Genomic DNA, 14,279 nt, shown 5'->3' on the forward strand with positions numbered 1-14,279 from the left:
AAGAACGCCAGTGCCAGCCGTGCGATCGACACGGAGTCGAACACGGGTCAGTACCTGTAGTTCGGTGGGACATCTCGGGCCGCGTCTCTCCTGGGGCGCGGCCCTTGTCGTATCTGGTGAACGGATTCCGGATCTCACTCAGTGGACTGTGACCCAGCCCACTGGACGCTTGTCTGGGAAGATAACGCCAGCTAGAGACCATGTTTTCGGTGCCAAAGCGGCGCCTCGCCGGATTTGTGGTTCGAAAACACCTCCGGCAAGCATCTGAATCATTCATGCTTCAGATTAACGGAGCGCCGACCGTGCGCACCGCATCGAGATGAGGAGCACCCCATGTCCGGATCCGCGTCGGATTTCCTGGCCGAAGTTCTGATCAAGACCATCCAGCAGCTGCTGACGGGCAGCGCGAGCTGAGCGAACTCCGCGTCGAAGGGCCGAGCCACCCTGGTGGCTCGGCCCTTTCGTCTGTGCGAGCGGGAATCGAAGCTGGCGCGGAACTTTCGGGGCGCGACGCCCCGATCCGAGCGAAGGGCTCAGTTGACCTGTCGCGCGTCGACGTCCCAATACTTCTGCCGCAGATCGCGTTTCAGAATCTTCCCGGCGCCCGACACCGGTAGCGCGTCCACGATCTCGATGCTGCGCGGCGCCTTGTATCCGGCGATCAGCTCCTTGGCGTGACCGCGGATCTCCGCCGAGGTCACCTGCTGTCCCGGCTTGCAGACGATGACCGCGTGCACCCGCTCGCCCCATTCGGCGTCCGGCACGCCGATCACCGCCACCGCGGCGACCGCCGGGTGCGCGGCGACGGCGTTCTCCACCTCGGCGGAGTACACGTTCTCGCCGCCGGAGACGATCATGTCCTTGATCCGGTCGACGATGTAGACGTAGCCGTCCTCGTCCATATAGCCGCCGTCCCCGGTGTGCATCCAGCCGTCCCGCACGGCGTCCGCGGTCTCGGCGGGCTTGTTCCAGTAGCCGAGCATCACGTGGCCGCCGCGCACCACCACCTCGCCGACGGTGCCGCGCGGCACCTCGGCGCCGTCGGAATCCACGATCCGGATCTCACTGTGCGGCGCGGCCCGTCCCGCCGAACGCAGCCGACCGGCCAGGTGATCCGCCGGACCGAGCAGGGTGGCGATCGGCGCGACCTCGGTCATGCCGTAGGCCTGGGCGAAACCGGCGTTGCCGAAGGCGGCCATCGCGCGCTCGAGCACCGCCTGCGAGATCGGCGAGGCGCCGTACATGATGTGCTCGACGCTGGACAGGTCGAACTCGCCCGCGCGCGGATGGTCGACGAGCATCTGGATCATCACCGGCACCAGCACGGTGGAACTCACCCGGTGCTGCTGGATCGCCGTCAGGGTGGCCACCGGATCGAACGCCGGGATCATCACGTGGGTGCCGCCCAGCATCAGCACACCCTGCCACCCGGCCAGATCGGCGAGGTGGAACATCGGCGCCGCGTGCAGGAAGACCGCGCCCGGGGCCATCAGATACCCGGTGGCGACGCCGCCGAGCGCGGAGGTCAGCAGATTGGCGTGGCTGAGCACCACGCCCTTGGGGAATCCGGTGGTGCCGCCGGTGTAGAAGATGCCCGCCGGCGCCTCGCCGCCGCGGCGCGCGTCGGGAATCGCCGTGGCGTCCGCGAGGATTCGCTCGTAGTCGAGCGCGCCGTCGGGGGTTGGTCCGTCGCCGCAGTGGATCTCCGCGCGTAGTTCCGGATACTGCGCCCGCAGCGCCGGAACCATCGGGGCGAAGGCGTCGTCGACGAAGAGCACCCGGCTGTCGGAATCGGCGAGGGAGTAAGCGATTTCGGCCGGACTCCACCGGATGTTCACCGGATTGAGAACCGCGTCCGCCCACGGCACCGCGAGCAGGTACTCGTGATAGCGGTCGGAGTTCAGCGACAGCATCGCCACCCGATCGCCCGGGCCGACGCCGAGGTCGCGCAGCGCGCCCGCCAATCGGGCGACCCGGTCGAGCACCTCCCGGTTGGTTCGGGTGCGGGAACCGCAGATGGTCATCAGGCCGTCGGGGTTGAGCTGGGCGGCGCGGTGCAGGCCCTGAGTCAGATACATCGTCGATTCCTCGTCGAACGGCAGTGGTCGGTCCCGACGAGTATTCGGCGGAAAGTGTGATCTGCGCCATGGAAAGCGTGTTGAACTATCAGTCGCCGGTTTGTTGATTTCTCCAAGCGCCCGCCCGTAGGCTCGCCCCACTATGAGCAGACGCCCGACCGCCGCCGAACGTTTGGTGGTGTCGCGCGTGCGGCATCGCGCACCCGAGCTCGTCGACCGCGTCGTAGCGCGAGCCAGGGCGGAGATGTCGGCCTACGCGCCGCTGCCCGCCGCGACCATCGCCACGTCCACCGCCTCGGTCGTCGACCGCCTGCTCGACGCGCTGCACGACGGTCATCCGCTCACCTCGGGCGATCTCGCCGTGCTGCGCGAGTTCGGCGAAATCCGTGCCCGCCAAGGTATTTCGCTGGCCGAGATTCAGAACGGGTGGCGCATCGCGGTCCGTGAGATCCTCGCCGAACTGACCGAGGCTGCCGCCACCAGCGGTGTCGCCGATCGCACGCTGCTCCAGTTGATCACCGCGCTGCTCGACCTCGTCGACGCCGCCGTCGTCCCGTACAGCGGCGGGCACCGCGACGTGGAGATCGCCGCCGCGCGGCACGACGAGCAGTTCCGCGCCGAGTTCACCAGGGCCGTGCTCCTCGGCACCCTCGGTCCCGGGGACCTGCGGATCCGCGCGCAGCAACTCGGCGTCGATCCCGAAGCCGAGTACCGCGCGTACCGGGCCGGGGCGGAAGATTCGCCCGATCCCGCCGCGCCGCTCCCCGCGAGCGGGTTCGTGACCACGGTGGACGGCGACGTCGCCGGGTTTGTGGAAAAGTCCAGAAGCCCGGGAGTGGGCGGCGTCGTCGGGCTCGGTCCGCCGACCCGGCTGGAGGACTTGGCGCGCTCGTTCCGCCTGGCCGGTCGGGTGCTGGTCACCGCGCGGCTGTTCGGGCGCACCGGAATTGTCGACCTGGACAGCGTCGGCGTGCTGCCCGCGATCGCCGCCGACACCGATCTCGGCGCGGAACTCGTCCGGCGCTATCTGGCGTCCCTGGGCGGCGGCGAATCCGCCCGCACGATCGTCGACACCGTCGAGGCCTACCTCGACACCGGCCTGCGCGTCGAGGCCACCGCCGAGCGGCTCGTGGTGCATCCCAACACCGTTCGCTACCGGCTGAGCCGCTTCGAGGAACTCACCGGCGCGGACCTGCGCGCCGCGCACACGGCGCTGCGAGTCTGGTGGGCGATCCAATATCGCAAGACCCAGAACCCGGGGGAGCGGCGCCCGCCGCGCGGGTGAGACTTTCGCCGCGCGGCTTTCCTTCCGTGCCTTCCCACCGATACGGTCGAATCCGGTGGATGCCGGTTCGAGAGGAGATCCGCATGGGTTCAACGGCTTTCGCCGTTTTTCTGCCGCTGGCGCTGGCCTTGGTGATGTTCGGGCTCGGCCTGACACTCACCGTCGACGATTTCGCCAGGGTGCTGCGCTATCCCGCGGCGGCGGCGATCGCGCTGGTCTGCCAGATGGTGCTGCTGCCCGCCGCGTGCTTCGGGCTCATCCTGCTGTTCGGCGTGGAGGGCGCGCTCGCGGTGGGCATGATGCTGCTCGCGGCCTCGCCGGGCGGACCGTCGGCGAACCTGTTCAGCCACATCGCCGGTGGGCACGTCGCGCTGAACATCACGCTCACGGCGGTGAATTCGGTGCTGGCGGTGTTCACGTTGCCGCTGGTCGTCGCGCTGTCCTACACGGTGTTCCTGGACGGCGAGGGTTCGATCGGATTGCGGCCGGACAAGTTCGCGCAGGTCTTCGCGATCGTGCTGGTGCCGGTCGCGGTCGGCATGTGGGTGCACCGGCGTTTCACCGACTGGGCGCGGCGGATGCGCGGGGCGGTGAAGGTGTTGTCGATCGTGGTGCTCGCGCTCGTGGTCGCGGCCGCCGTGGCGAAGAACTTCGAGACCCTCACCGAGCACCTCGGCGAACTGGCCGCGCTGTGCCTGGTGTTCGCGGTGCTCAGCCTGACGGTCGGTTACCTGGCGCCGCGGCTGTTCGGCGTCGACGAGGACCAGGCCGTCGCCTCGGCGATGGAGATCGGCATCCACAACGGCGCGATCGCCATCGCCGTCGCGGTCTCCGTGCTGCACAACGACACGATGGCCGTGCCGGGCGCGGTGTACGGCGTGCTGATGAACATCCCGGCCGCCGGCGCGGCCTACCTCCTGGCGCGCCGCCACCGGTCCGCGAAGGTGACAGCCGCGGCCTGAGCCAGGGACTACGCCTGAATGTTGATCTCGACTCGCCCCGAGGGTGGATGGGCGAGCGGGCGTTTCCCGTTAGATTCGACGCGGTCGGAGTCCGAATCGTCGAGGAGCGGCGTGATCGATACGGTAGAGCGTCAGCAGCGGAACCTCGCGGGGGCGGATCGTCCCGCGGTGGCGTCCACGGGCATCGCCGTCGTCGCGGGCGTTTCCCTCGCGGTGCTGCTGTTCTCGGCGAGCCGCTACGACTACTTCGGCGACGAGCTGTACTTCCTCGCCGCGGGCCGCCACCCGTCCTTCGGCTACGCCGATCAGGGGCCGGTGCTCCCGATGCTGGCTCGCCTGATGGACACCGTCGCCCCCGGCTCGTTCTTCGCGCTCCGGCTGCCCGCGGTCGCGCTGACCACGCTGGCCGTGGTGCTCACCGCGCTGCTCGCCAGGGAATTCGGCGGCGGCCGCCGCGCCCAGTTGCTCGCGGCCATCGCCTACGCGACGTCGCCGTTCCTGCTGTTGCAGGGCAAGATGCTCACCACCAACGCGATCGACACCGTGCTGTGGGTGATCATCACCTGGCTCGTGGTGCGCTGGGTGCGCACCCGCCGTGATTCGCTGCTGCTGTGCGCCGCGCTCGTGACGGCGGTGGACATGCAGGTGAAGTGGCTGATCCCGTTCTTCTGGATCGCGATCGCGGTGACCTCGTCGGCCCTCGGTCCGCGCGAGCTGGTGCGGCGCCCGCTGCTGTGGCTCGGCGGCGCGATCGTCGTGCTCGCCACGGTGCCGACACTGATCTGGCAGGCGGGCAACGGGTGGCCGCAGCTGCACATGGGCGAGGTGATCAGCGGCGAGCAGGGCGTTCTCGGCGGGCGGCTGATGTTCGTGCCGCTCGCGCTGCTGACCGCGGGTCTGCTCGGCGCGGTGGTGCTGGTGTACGGCGTGTGGGCGCTGCTGCGCAATCCCGCGCTGCGCCCGTACCGCTTCCTCGGCGCGACGCTGCTGTTGCTGGTCGCCATCTTCCTGGTGATGGGCGGACGCATCTACTACATGGCGGGGATGTACGGCGTGGTGCTCGCCGCGGGCGCGGTCGGGCTGGTCGAGCTGGCCGCTGGACTGCGCCCGTCGCCGCGCAGGCTGGCCACCGCGGGCGGCGCGGCGGTGGTGCTGGGTTCCACGGCGCTCGTCCTGTGGTCGACGCCGTGGCAGCACCCCGACCGCATCGCACCGCCCGCCGGCGTCGCGGAAGCCGCGATCAATATCGGCGTCTACGGCGAATTCGGCTGGCCCGAGCTGACCACCGCCGTGACCGAGGCCTATGCCGCGCTCGCCCCAGCCGAACGCGCGAACACCGTCGTGGTCACCGACACCTACTGGCAGGCCAGCGCACTCGACCAGTTCGCGCGCGACGAACTGCCGCCGATCTACAGTCCGAGCCGCGGCTACGGCTACTTCGGCAGGCCGGACGAGCAGACCGGAACCGTGCTCGCGGTCGGCGTGCCCGAGAGCTTCCTGCGCTGGAACTTCGACAGCGTGGAACCGGTCGGCAAGGTGGACAGCAGGCTCGGCTTTCCCGGCAACACCCAGGACGTCACCGTGTGGGCGTGCACCGGGTCGCGTCATCCGTGGGCCAAGACCTGGCCGGACTTGATGCATCTGTAGCCGGACGTGGTTATCTGAAGGCATGACATCAGGGCAAACCGAGATCTGGCACAACCCGCGGTGCTCGAAGAGCCGCACCGCGACGGCGCACCTGGACGAGACGGGCGTGGCCTACTCCGTGCGCCGCTACCTGGACGACCCGCCGACCGCGGACGAGTTGCGCGAGGTGCTGCGGCGGCTCGACGCGCAACCGTGGGACATCACCCGCACCGGCGAGCAGATCGCCAAGGACCTGGGCATGGCGGACTGGGGCCGCACGCCCGCCGACCGCGACCGGTGGATCGAGGCGCTGGCCGCCAACCCGCAGCTGATCCAGCGTCCGATCGTGCTCACGGCGAACGGCGGCGCGGTGGTCGCGCGCACCGAGGACGCCTTGCGCACCCTCGACTGAACTCGGCGCGCGAAACCCGGACTCCCCGGGCGGTATTCGCCGATACCTGCCGCCGCGCACAGGCGGTAGGGTCGGCACCATGAAGGTTCAACTGCGCCACAATCCCGCCTCCACCGTCGCGCGGTGCTTCCTCGCGGGCGGTGAGCCGATGCGGGTCGAGAGCGGCGCCATGGTCGCCCATTCGGCGGGAATCACGCTGCAGGCCAAGGCCGAAGGCGGCATCCTGGCCGGTCTCAAGCGCTCGGTGCTCGCCGGGGAGTCGTTCTTCGTCTCCACGTTCACCGCGCCGCAGCAGGGCGGCTGGGTCGACGTCGCACCCGCGCTGCCCGGCGACATGCTGAACCTGCAGATCACCCCGGACCGGCCGTTCTTCATCAGCCGCGGCGGCTGGATCGCCAACTCGCACGGCGTGCAGGTGGAGAGCAAGTGGGGCGGCTTCGCGAACCTGTTCGGCGGTGAGGGCGGCTTCGGCCTGCGCGCGCACGGCGAGGGCGAGATCGTGGTCGGCGTCTTCGGCGCGATCGACGTGATCGACCTGCAGCCCGGCGAACCGATCACCATCGACACCGGACACGTGGTCGCCTACGACTTGGCCATGAACTTCACCATCCGGCGCGCCGTCTCCGGCCGCTCCATCCAGTCGCTGAAATCGGGCGAAGGATTCGTCTTCGACTTCGTCGGCCCCGGCCGGGTGCTGCTGCAGACCCGCAACCCCGGCGCGTTCCTGTCCTGGGCCAGCACCGGCGCGTCGTCGAGCTGACCGAAGCGAATTCCGCACGGCGAGGATTTCCATCCGCGCCCGTCACGTCCGGATAACCTCCCGGACACCCGGGTCCGTGATGCTGGCCGCTCCACTCGATGAACTACCCGAAGGATGACATCTCATGGAGCTGCTCGAAGTCGTCGCCACCATTTTCCAGACGTTCCTGGCCCTGGGCAGCGGCAGCGCGGCGTAACGGATCAGGACAGGAGATCGCCGATCAGCACCCGGGTGTCCGGGACGAACGGCCAGTCCGGGTCGGCGAGGTGGGCGCGCAGTTCCGCGTCGGTCCACCACCAGCCGTCGGCGATCTCCTCGGGCTGATGACGGATGGGGCCGTCGTAGCGCAGCTCGTAGGCGAACAAGTGGCAGCGCATCGGCCTGCCCTCCCATTCCCCGTCCCAGGACGCGCTGGCCATCGGCAGCGGCGGCGTCGCGTCCGGGCCGAGCACGATGCCGAGCTCTTCGCCGAGCTCACGGATCGCGGTCCGCTCCGGATCCTCGCCAGGCGCGACGACACCGCCCGCGAGGCAGTCGTGCATCCCGGCGAACACCATCTTCGTGTCGGTGCGGCGGTGCACGTAGACCCGCTCGCCGTCCATCGATCGCACCAGCACCCCCGAACTGGCGTGCCACAGCCCCGCGCGATAGACCGCGGCGCGATCGGCCGCGCCGACCTCTCGCCCCTGCCGGTCGTAGACCGCGATCATCTCGTTCGGCTGCGCTGACACCGCTCGAGGGTAGCCTGAGTGGTGCACTCCACCTGGAGAGAGGACCGTCCGATGGTGCTTCCGCGCGCAGTGGCGAGATTCAACCGGCACGTGACCAATCCGGTGGCCGGACTGATCGCGGGCACGGTGCCGCCGTTCGGTGTCGTGGTGCACAAGGGGCGAAAATCCGGGCGCGGCTATCGAACTCCGGTGTGGGTGTTCGAGGACGGCGGTGTCTACCGCATCGCGCTGACCTACGGTCGCGACGCGGAGTGGGTCAAGAACGTCGTCGCCGCGGGCGGTTTCGAGCTCGAGACGAGGGGCCGCACCGTCGAGTTGGTGGATCCGGTGGTGCTGGAGGACCGGTCCGCGGGCTGGGCGCCGATCGGTATTCGGCAGGTGCTGCGGAGCATCGCCGCCAAGTACTACCTGCAGGCCGGTCCTGTCGGCTGATCGCGGGTCAGCGGCGGCGGCGGGCTTTGGCGCTGCGCGATGATCTGGTGTTGTGCGGTGCCGGCGTGCGGCCCTGAGAAGCCACGCGCTGCTCGGACCGCACGGTGCGCCCGGATGCCACGGGGTTCTCGGATGCCCCGCCGGGCCGTGGTTTCGCCGCCGGCACCGGTTTCGCGCCCGGCTTCGGTTTCGCGCCCGGACGTGGGGCGTTCGGCTCTGTGGTAGCTGATGCCGTTGGCGCGGAACGGGTTTCGGCGTCGATCCACCGGTACGTGAGGTACTGCTGGGCCAGCGTCCACGCGTTGTTCGACACCCAGTACAACAGGATCACGATCGGAAGCACCGCGCCGCCGATCAGCACGCCCGCGGGAAACACCCACAGCGTCAACGTGTTCAGCATTGGTACCTGCGCGGCGGCCGGGTCCTGGCGGGCGATCGAGGCCCGCCCCGTGAAATGCGTCGCGAGGGCAGCCAGCGCCATCAGCGTGCCGGCGACCGCGGCGATCGAAACGCTCGGCTGCCCGGCCAGGGTGGCCGACAGCGGTGTCCCGAAGAACTCGGCCCGCAGGAACGTCTGCACGTCGGCGGCGTCGAAGACGTAGTTCGGTGTCTGCGCGTTCTGTTCGGGCGTCATCGGCGCCGGCGTCGACTGGAAGGGCAGATGCCCCAGTGCGCCGGTGCGGTCGAACGAGCGCAGCACGTGGAACAGCGCGAGGAACACCAGCCCTTGGCCGAGCATCGGCAGGCAGCCCGCCAGCACACTCACACCGTGCTGCCGTTGCAGTTTCTGGATCTCGGCGACCTGACGTGGCCGGTCGTCGGAATAGCGCTTGCGCAGCGCCTCGATCTCGGGTTGCAGGCGCTTGACGACGGCCTGGGTTCGGACCTGTTTCAGGAAGAGGGGATACATGGCCGCGCGGAGAGTGGCGACGAGGAACACCACGGCCAGCACCCAGGCCAAGCCGCTGCCGGGCCCGAGCAGCGCGGCGAAGGCGGTGTGCCAGAGCCAGAGCACGGCGGAGACAGGGTAGTAGACGACATCGAGCATGGGGGAACACCTGATTCGGTGAGACGTGCGCGCACGCACGGAAACGGGAGAAGGTCACCGCGAAAGGGCCGACCACCACCGCGCGGTGACGCGGGCCGATCAGCCCGTGACCCGTCCCGGAGCTCGCGGCCGCGGACGGCCCGCCGTGTCGGGATTGCTCTGTCGCAGATATGAACCGCGCCTGCGGCGCTGCGCCGAGGGCGGCGGTCCGCAGCGCGGGACGACGACCGGCGCGACCGCCGCGCCGCGCAGCGCCACGATCGCGAACACCGCGGCGGCGAGCACGCCGAGCGCGGCCAGCGAGGCGTGCTCGGGCAGGGGCGTGGCCAGCAGCGCGAACGCGGAAGCCAGGCACGCGAATACCGCGAACGCCGTCAGCTGAACCCGCGAGAACACGGGATCGAGCGTACCGGGTGTGGGCGGGTCACGCTCCGTCGCCGAGATCCCACTGTTCGGCGCGGTGCAAGGCGGCGGGGGTCAGCCCGAAGGTGCGACGGCAGGTGCGGGTGAGCTGGGTGCTGTCGTCGAAACCGGCGGCGTGTGCGGCGGCGGCGAGGTCGTCACCGGAACGGAACCGGCCGATCGCGACCCGCAGCCGCAACCACAGCATGTACGGGCGCAACGGCATTCCGACCTGCTCGGCGAACAGATGCGAGAGCCGGGCGGGGGAGAGCCCGACCCGCTTCGCCACATCGGACCCGCGGATCGAATGATCCGGCACCAGACTCGGCAGCAGCCGCAGCGCCTCGGTCACCGCGCCGTGCCGCTGCGCGCCGTGGGCAGCCGTTGGGACGCCGCGTAATTCGCGCACGATGGCGGCCACCTGCTCGGCGATCGGCGCGCCCGCCAGCGTCGCGGGCAGCGCGTGCTGATCGTCGGCCCAGCCGCCCGCGTGCGCGCGACGGTCGGCGGCGGCGCCCGCCGCGGTCTCCGGATCGAGGTAGAGCGCGGCGCCTTCGGCGGCGGTCTCGATCCGGTGCGGCGCGTCGGCGGGCACGATGATCCTGGTGCCGCGGTGGCGGACCCCGCCCGCGTCCATCACCGTGATCGGAGTGCGGGCGGCGAGCAGTTGGACGGTGTGATGGGCGTGCAGCGCGGTCGGGCGGATCGCACCGCCGAAGGCGAGAATTCCCGGCCGCAGCAAAGCCGTTGCCCGCCGGGGGGATTCGTCGGGCGTGCGGGCGCCGCCCGAGGCTGGGGGTGTCGCGGACACCCCGTCGGTGACCAGAGCCTTCTCCATCGGACGCTCCCGGCAGGTGACGCATGGATCCGGGTTTCGGATCCATCGCCGAGACTATCCGGGTCGCACCGCGGCGGTGAGCGTTTCGGTCAGGTGATCCAGGAATTCACCCACGATCGGTCGCGCGGTCCGGTGTGCGGAAACCGGGTGCGCGACGCCGGGCCCGTCGTCGCAGCGGTCGTGGGGGCGAGCAGCTTTCGGACCTCGGGGAGTTCGGCGACCGCCGATGTGACGGGCCCTGCGGACAGGCCGAACGCCGCGCGGGTTCTCCGAGGAATCCGGCGCGGCGTTCGCGGTCGCTCTAGTCGAATGCGGTGGCGGGCGCCAGCGGGACGACCAGGCTCGACGGCCTGGTCGCGTCCCGGTGGATCTGCTGTGACGAGCCGATCAGCCTGGGCAGATCGGTGGGCACCGGGATCGTGGAAGGGAAGGTGCCGCTGGTGATCCGCACGCGCAGCGCGTGTCCCGGCTCGAGCCGATGGAACGCTGGGCGCAGCTTGATCTCCATCCGCGTCACCTCGCCGGGGACGAGCAGTTGCTCGGCCTCCTTGCGCACCACGTGCTCGGGTCCGTAGACGGTGCCATCCGCGGCCCGCCAGGTCTTCTCCTCGTCGAGGGTGCGCATGCTGGCCAGCTGCGAGCCGCCGGTGATGTTCACCGAGGTGCCGTCCGGGGCCACGTCGTCGAGCCACACCTGGAAAGCCGCGTCGGTACTGGTCGAGGACGCGTACAGGGTGAGACTGCTCGGGCCCGCCAGCACCGTCGGCTCGGTCACCGGATCCATCGTGTACGCGCGCCCCGCGGTCGGGCCCTGCACCCATTCGGTACACGGGTTGTAGGCGTTGAAGACGCGGAAGACGAAGTCGAGCAGGCCGCCGGAGTACTGGCCCAAGGTCTGCCGGTTGCAGATGTTGTCCAAGCCGCTGTAGTCGAGCCGGTCCGCGGCGTCGGGGATCGTGGGCTGCCCGGCGACGAGCCGGTCGCCGTCGAAGTAGCGGCGCTGAATCTCGGCCTGCTCGAACGGGTATCGCGCTGTCGCGACAGCGTTGTTGTTCGCGTCGATGACGTGCAGCGTGCGATCGGCCTCGTCCACGCCGTTGTCGATCCCCTTGAGGAAGCGGTCGAACCAGGCCAGCGTGATCATGTCGGTGTCCAGCCGCGAACCGGGCCCGAAGCCCAGGCCGACGTGGTACCACGGGCCCATCAGCAGCTGGAACCGCCCGTCGGTCGGCTGCCCGGGCGTCATGGGCGCGAACTGGTCGCGCCCGGCCGCCAGGTTCTGCAGCTGGGAGTAGTTGCGCCACGGCCCTTCCTGGTACAGGTCCCACAGCCCGCCGACCTGGTACATGGCGATGTCGTTGTCCACCAACGCTTCCAGCTCGGTCTCGAACCGCCGCTCCTGCCACCACGCGCCGTCGTAGGCCAGCGGGCCGCCCGCGTACGCCTCCACCAGCTTGACGATGGTGCTGTCGGTCGACACCAGCGCCGCGAGGTGATCGCCGAGCGCCTGCACGAAGGTCTGCGGTGTCACCACCGCCGTCATGAACGGGCCGATCAGACTCAGATACGGCACCATCAGCGAGATGACGGTGAGCAGCAGCGGGCTCATCAACCCGTCGTGACCGAGCACCTCGTTGAAGATGTTGTTGGGCATGGCCATCGGCACGATCGCCTTCAACGGCGAACCGGGACCGACGGATTCGGCGGTCCGCATGGCCGACAGCGCCGGGAAAGAGTACCCGTACATGCCGACCTTGCCGCTGGAACCCGGCAGCCGGGCGGCCCAGTCCACTACCTGCGCGCCGTCGAGGCCGTCTTGTTCGGACGCCGGATTCCAGGCGCCGGTGGAGCCGCCGGTGCCGCGGACGTCGGCGATCACCTCGATGTAGCCGCGCCGCACCAGCATGTCCTGGGCGCTGGTGGCCTGATTGATGATCCGGCGCGCGTCGCGCAAATGGTCCGGCAGCGGGATGCGCAGCTGATCGATTACGCCGGTGACGGCGGCGGTGAGCGCGCTGGAGATCGCGCCGTAGGTGGTGAAGTTGACGACTACTGGGAACTCGCCCTCGGCCCGTCGCCCGGTCGCCGGGTCGGTCGGATACCTGACCTCGGCCTGCAACTTGGTGCCGTCGGCAAGCGGAATCACCTGTCCCAGTTGATATTCGATGCCGTACCGCTCCGGGGTCGGCACGTAGTCCGCGGGCAGGCCGAAGTTCGCGGGCGCGGAAGGCACCGGGCCCGCGGCGGGGACGGCGCTCGCGCCGGGCGCGAGCTGAACGGTCGGCCCGAGGGCGGTGATCGCCGCGAGGGCGACCGTGGCGGCGCGGCGGCGGAACCGCGCCCGGCTCGAAATCGTCAACTATATGAACTCTCTGCTCGCGGTGCCGAGACCGGCGACCCGGGGCCTCACTGTCTGATACAGCAGACCGCATAAGTCGGGTGCCGCACCACCGGCAGTTCCCAAGACCGCCGGGCGGCGATTTGTGCGCCCGACCAAACCGGGCGGAACTACGGTGCGAACGAGGCGGCTTCGAGCCGCCTGGCCAGCCGCGCCGCCGACAGCGTCATGGCGTCGGCGGGGCGGTGCGGATCCAGCCCGGTGAGTTCGTGCACGCGCGCGAGGCGATAGGTCACCGTGTTGCGGTGCACCATCAGCTGCCGCGCTGTGGCGAGCTGGTTGAAACCGGTGTCCACGAACGTCTCCAGCGTCTCGGCGAGCATCGGCTGGGCGTCCAGCGGTGCGAGCAGCGCGGCCAGACCTGGCCGGGCCGCGTCGCTCACCGCCACGGTGTACTCGAAGTGCAGATCCGTTCGGCGACAGACGATCTCGCGTCGCGCGAGACAGCGCCCGAGCTCGGCGAGCACGCGCGCCTCGGCGGCGAGCGCGGGGACCGCGGCCCTGGTGGACGCGGCTCCCACGCCCACCCAGTACGGGGGAATTCGGCCGGGCGCGTGCGCGGGCAGGCGGGCGGTGAGCCCGGCCAGCGCGGCTGAGCCGTCGTCGCCGGAGGCCAAGGGGATCAGTGCGGTCCAGCCCCCGGTGTCCAGACGCAGGAAGACGCCGGGGATGGCCTCGACCCGATGCCGCAGGGCCGCCGCGGGACCACCGTTGCTGCCGCACAACCGGAACACCGCGACCAGGAAGGCGTCGGCCACCGGGATGACCGGGTCGTCGGCCCACTCCACCGGATCGCGCCCGGCGAGCAGCGCCTCGGCGATACCGCGGCGGCGCTCCAGCAGTTCCCATCGCGGATCGTGGGCGCGCTGGACGGCCGCGGTCGCGATGCGCGAGCCGACCAGCGCGATGTACTTCAGCAGCGCCGGGGAGGCGTCCAGCAGCAAGGTCTCGTCGGCGCCCGCCGAATCGCGCAGCCGGTCCCAGAGGAACGCCGCGCCGAGCCGATACCGTTCGAGCACATCGGCCAGCGGTGTGCCGTCGCGCAGCCGGTCCATCGCCAGTTCCACCAGCTCCCTGGTGTCGGCCTCGGACGGCTCGACGCCGCGGCGTAGGTACTGGAAGAACAGATCGACATTGAGCTTCGCGCCGCGGGCGAAATCGGTTTCGACCAGCGAGAAGGGCAGCTGCGCGTAGGGCGGCAGTGTGCCGTAGAACCCCTCCAGCAGCGCGGCCGCGGCGCGGTGCAGGTCGTCGATCCGCGCGGATCGCTGCCCGTGGCCGGGAGTTTCGCCCGGGTCGGTCATCGG

At 70.1% G+C, this 14,279-nt stretch carries 13 protein-coding genes; 6 read left to right on the plus strand and 7 right to left on the minus strand.

Annotation, left to right across the window (positions count from 1 at the left end; all coding sequences use genetic code 11):
- Positions 1-533 precede the first annotated feature (533 nt).
- A complete protein-coding gene (locus T333_RS28325; RefSeq protein WP_496426412.1) occupies positions 534-2,078 on the minus strand; it encodes an acyl-CoA synthetase in 1,545 nt (514 codons plus the stop codon).
- A 142-nt stretch (positions 2,079-2,220) separates the two neighbouring features.
- Between T333_RS28325 and T333_RS28330 the strand changes: the two genes are divergently transcribed.
- The 5 genes from T333_RS28330 (at position 2,221) to T333_RS28350 (ending at position 7,123) form a co-directional block, all read left to right on the plus strand.
- Entirely contained in the window at positions 2,221-3,363 is a 1,143-nt protein-coding gene (locus T333_RS28330; protein WP_496426413.1) for a PucR family transcriptional regulator, read from the plus strand.
- 83 nt (positions 3,364-3,446) lie between these two features.
- Positions 3,447-4,325, plus strand: coding sequence for a bile acid:sodium symporter family protein (locus tag T333_RS28335; RefSeq protein ID WP_355002523.1), 879 nt, complete (start codon positions 3,447-3,449; stop codon positions 4,323-4,325).
- Between the two features lie 111 nt (positions 4,326-4,436).
- Positions 4,437-5,972, plus strand: coding sequence for a glycosyltransferase family 39 protein (locus T333_RS28340; RefSeq protein WP_496426414.1), 1,536 nt, complete (start codon positions 4,437-4,439; stop codon positions 5,970-5,972).
- A gap of 22 nt (positions 5,973-5,994) precedes the next feature.
- Positions 5,995-6,363 (plus strand): arsenate reductase family protein, encoded by a 369-nt coding sequence (locus tag T333_RS28345; RefSeq protein ID WP_355002525.1) that lies wholly within the window; start codon positions 5,995-5,997, stop codon positions 6,361-6,363.
- A gap of 79 nt (positions 6,364-6,442) precedes the next feature.
- Positions 6,443-7,123 (plus strand): TIGR00266 family protein, encoded by a 681-nt coding sequence (locus tag T333_RS28350; RefSeq protein ID WP_067847657.1) that lies wholly within the window; start codon positions 6,443-6,445, stop codon positions 7,121-7,123.
- A 200-nt stretch (positions 7,124-7,323) separates the two neighbouring features.
- Here the strand turns inward: T333_RS28350 and T333_RS28355 are convergent, their stop codons facing one another.
- Positions 7,324-7,833, minus strand: a complete 510-nt coding sequence (locus T333_RS28355; protein ID WP_357249069.1) for an NUDIX hydrolase — start codon at positions 7,831-7,833, stop codon at positions 7,324-7,326.
- Between the two features lie 72 nt (positions 7,834-7,905).
- Here T333_RS28355 and T333_RS28360 point away from each other — a divergent pair, with 72 nt between their 5' ends.
- Positions 7,906-8,286, plus strand: coding sequence for a nitroreductase family deazaflavin-dependent oxidoreductase (locus T333_RS28360; RefSeq protein WP_357249009.1), 381 nt, complete (start codon positions 7,906-7,908; stop codon positions 8,284-8,286).
- 7 nt (positions 8,287-8,293) lie between these two features.
- On the opposite strand, the gene yidC is transcribed toward T333_RS28360, so the two are convergent.
- The 5 genes from yidC to T333_RS28385 form a co-directional block, all read right to left on the minus strand.
- Positions 8,294-9,334, minus strand: a complete 1,041-nt coding sequence (gene yidC / locus T333_RS28365; RefSeq protein ID WP_496426415.1) for a membrane protein insertase YidC — start codon at positions 9,332-9,334, stop codon at positions 8,294-8,296.
- 99 nt (positions 9,335-9,433) lie between these two features.
- Positions 9,434-9,730, minus strand: a complete 297-nt coding sequence (locus T333_RS28370) for a DUF6412 domain-containing protein (RefSeq protein WP_496426416.1) — start codon at positions 9,728-9,730, stop codon at positions 9,434-9,436.
- A gap of 28 nt (positions 9,731-9,758) precedes the next feature.
- Positions 9,759-10,574 (minus strand): helix-turn-helix transcriptional regulator, encoded by an 816-nt coding sequence (locus tag T333_RS28375; protein ID WP_355002529.1) that lies wholly within the window; start codon positions 10,572-10,574, stop codon positions 9,759-9,761.
- Positions 10,575-10,875: 301 nt separating this feature from the next.
- The gene (locus T333_RS28380; protein WP_496426417.1) at positions 10,876-12,933 is read right to left on the minus strand and encodes a CocE/NonD family hydrolase; all 2,058 of its coding nucleotides are present in this window, start codon (positions 12,931-12,933) and stop codon (positions 10,876-10,878) included.
- A 149-nt stretch (positions 12,934-13,082) separates the two neighbouring features.
- Positions 13,083-14,276 carry a PucR family transcriptional regulator gene (locus T333_RS28385; RefSeq protein WP_496426418.1) on the minus strand — a complete coding sequence of 398 codons (1,194 nt, stop codon included), beginning with the start codon at positions 14,274-14,276 and terminating at the stop codon, positions 13,083-13,085.
- Positions 14,277-14,279 lie beyond the last annotated feature (3 nt).

The organism is Nocardia sp. CNS-044 (assembly GCF_059570515.1).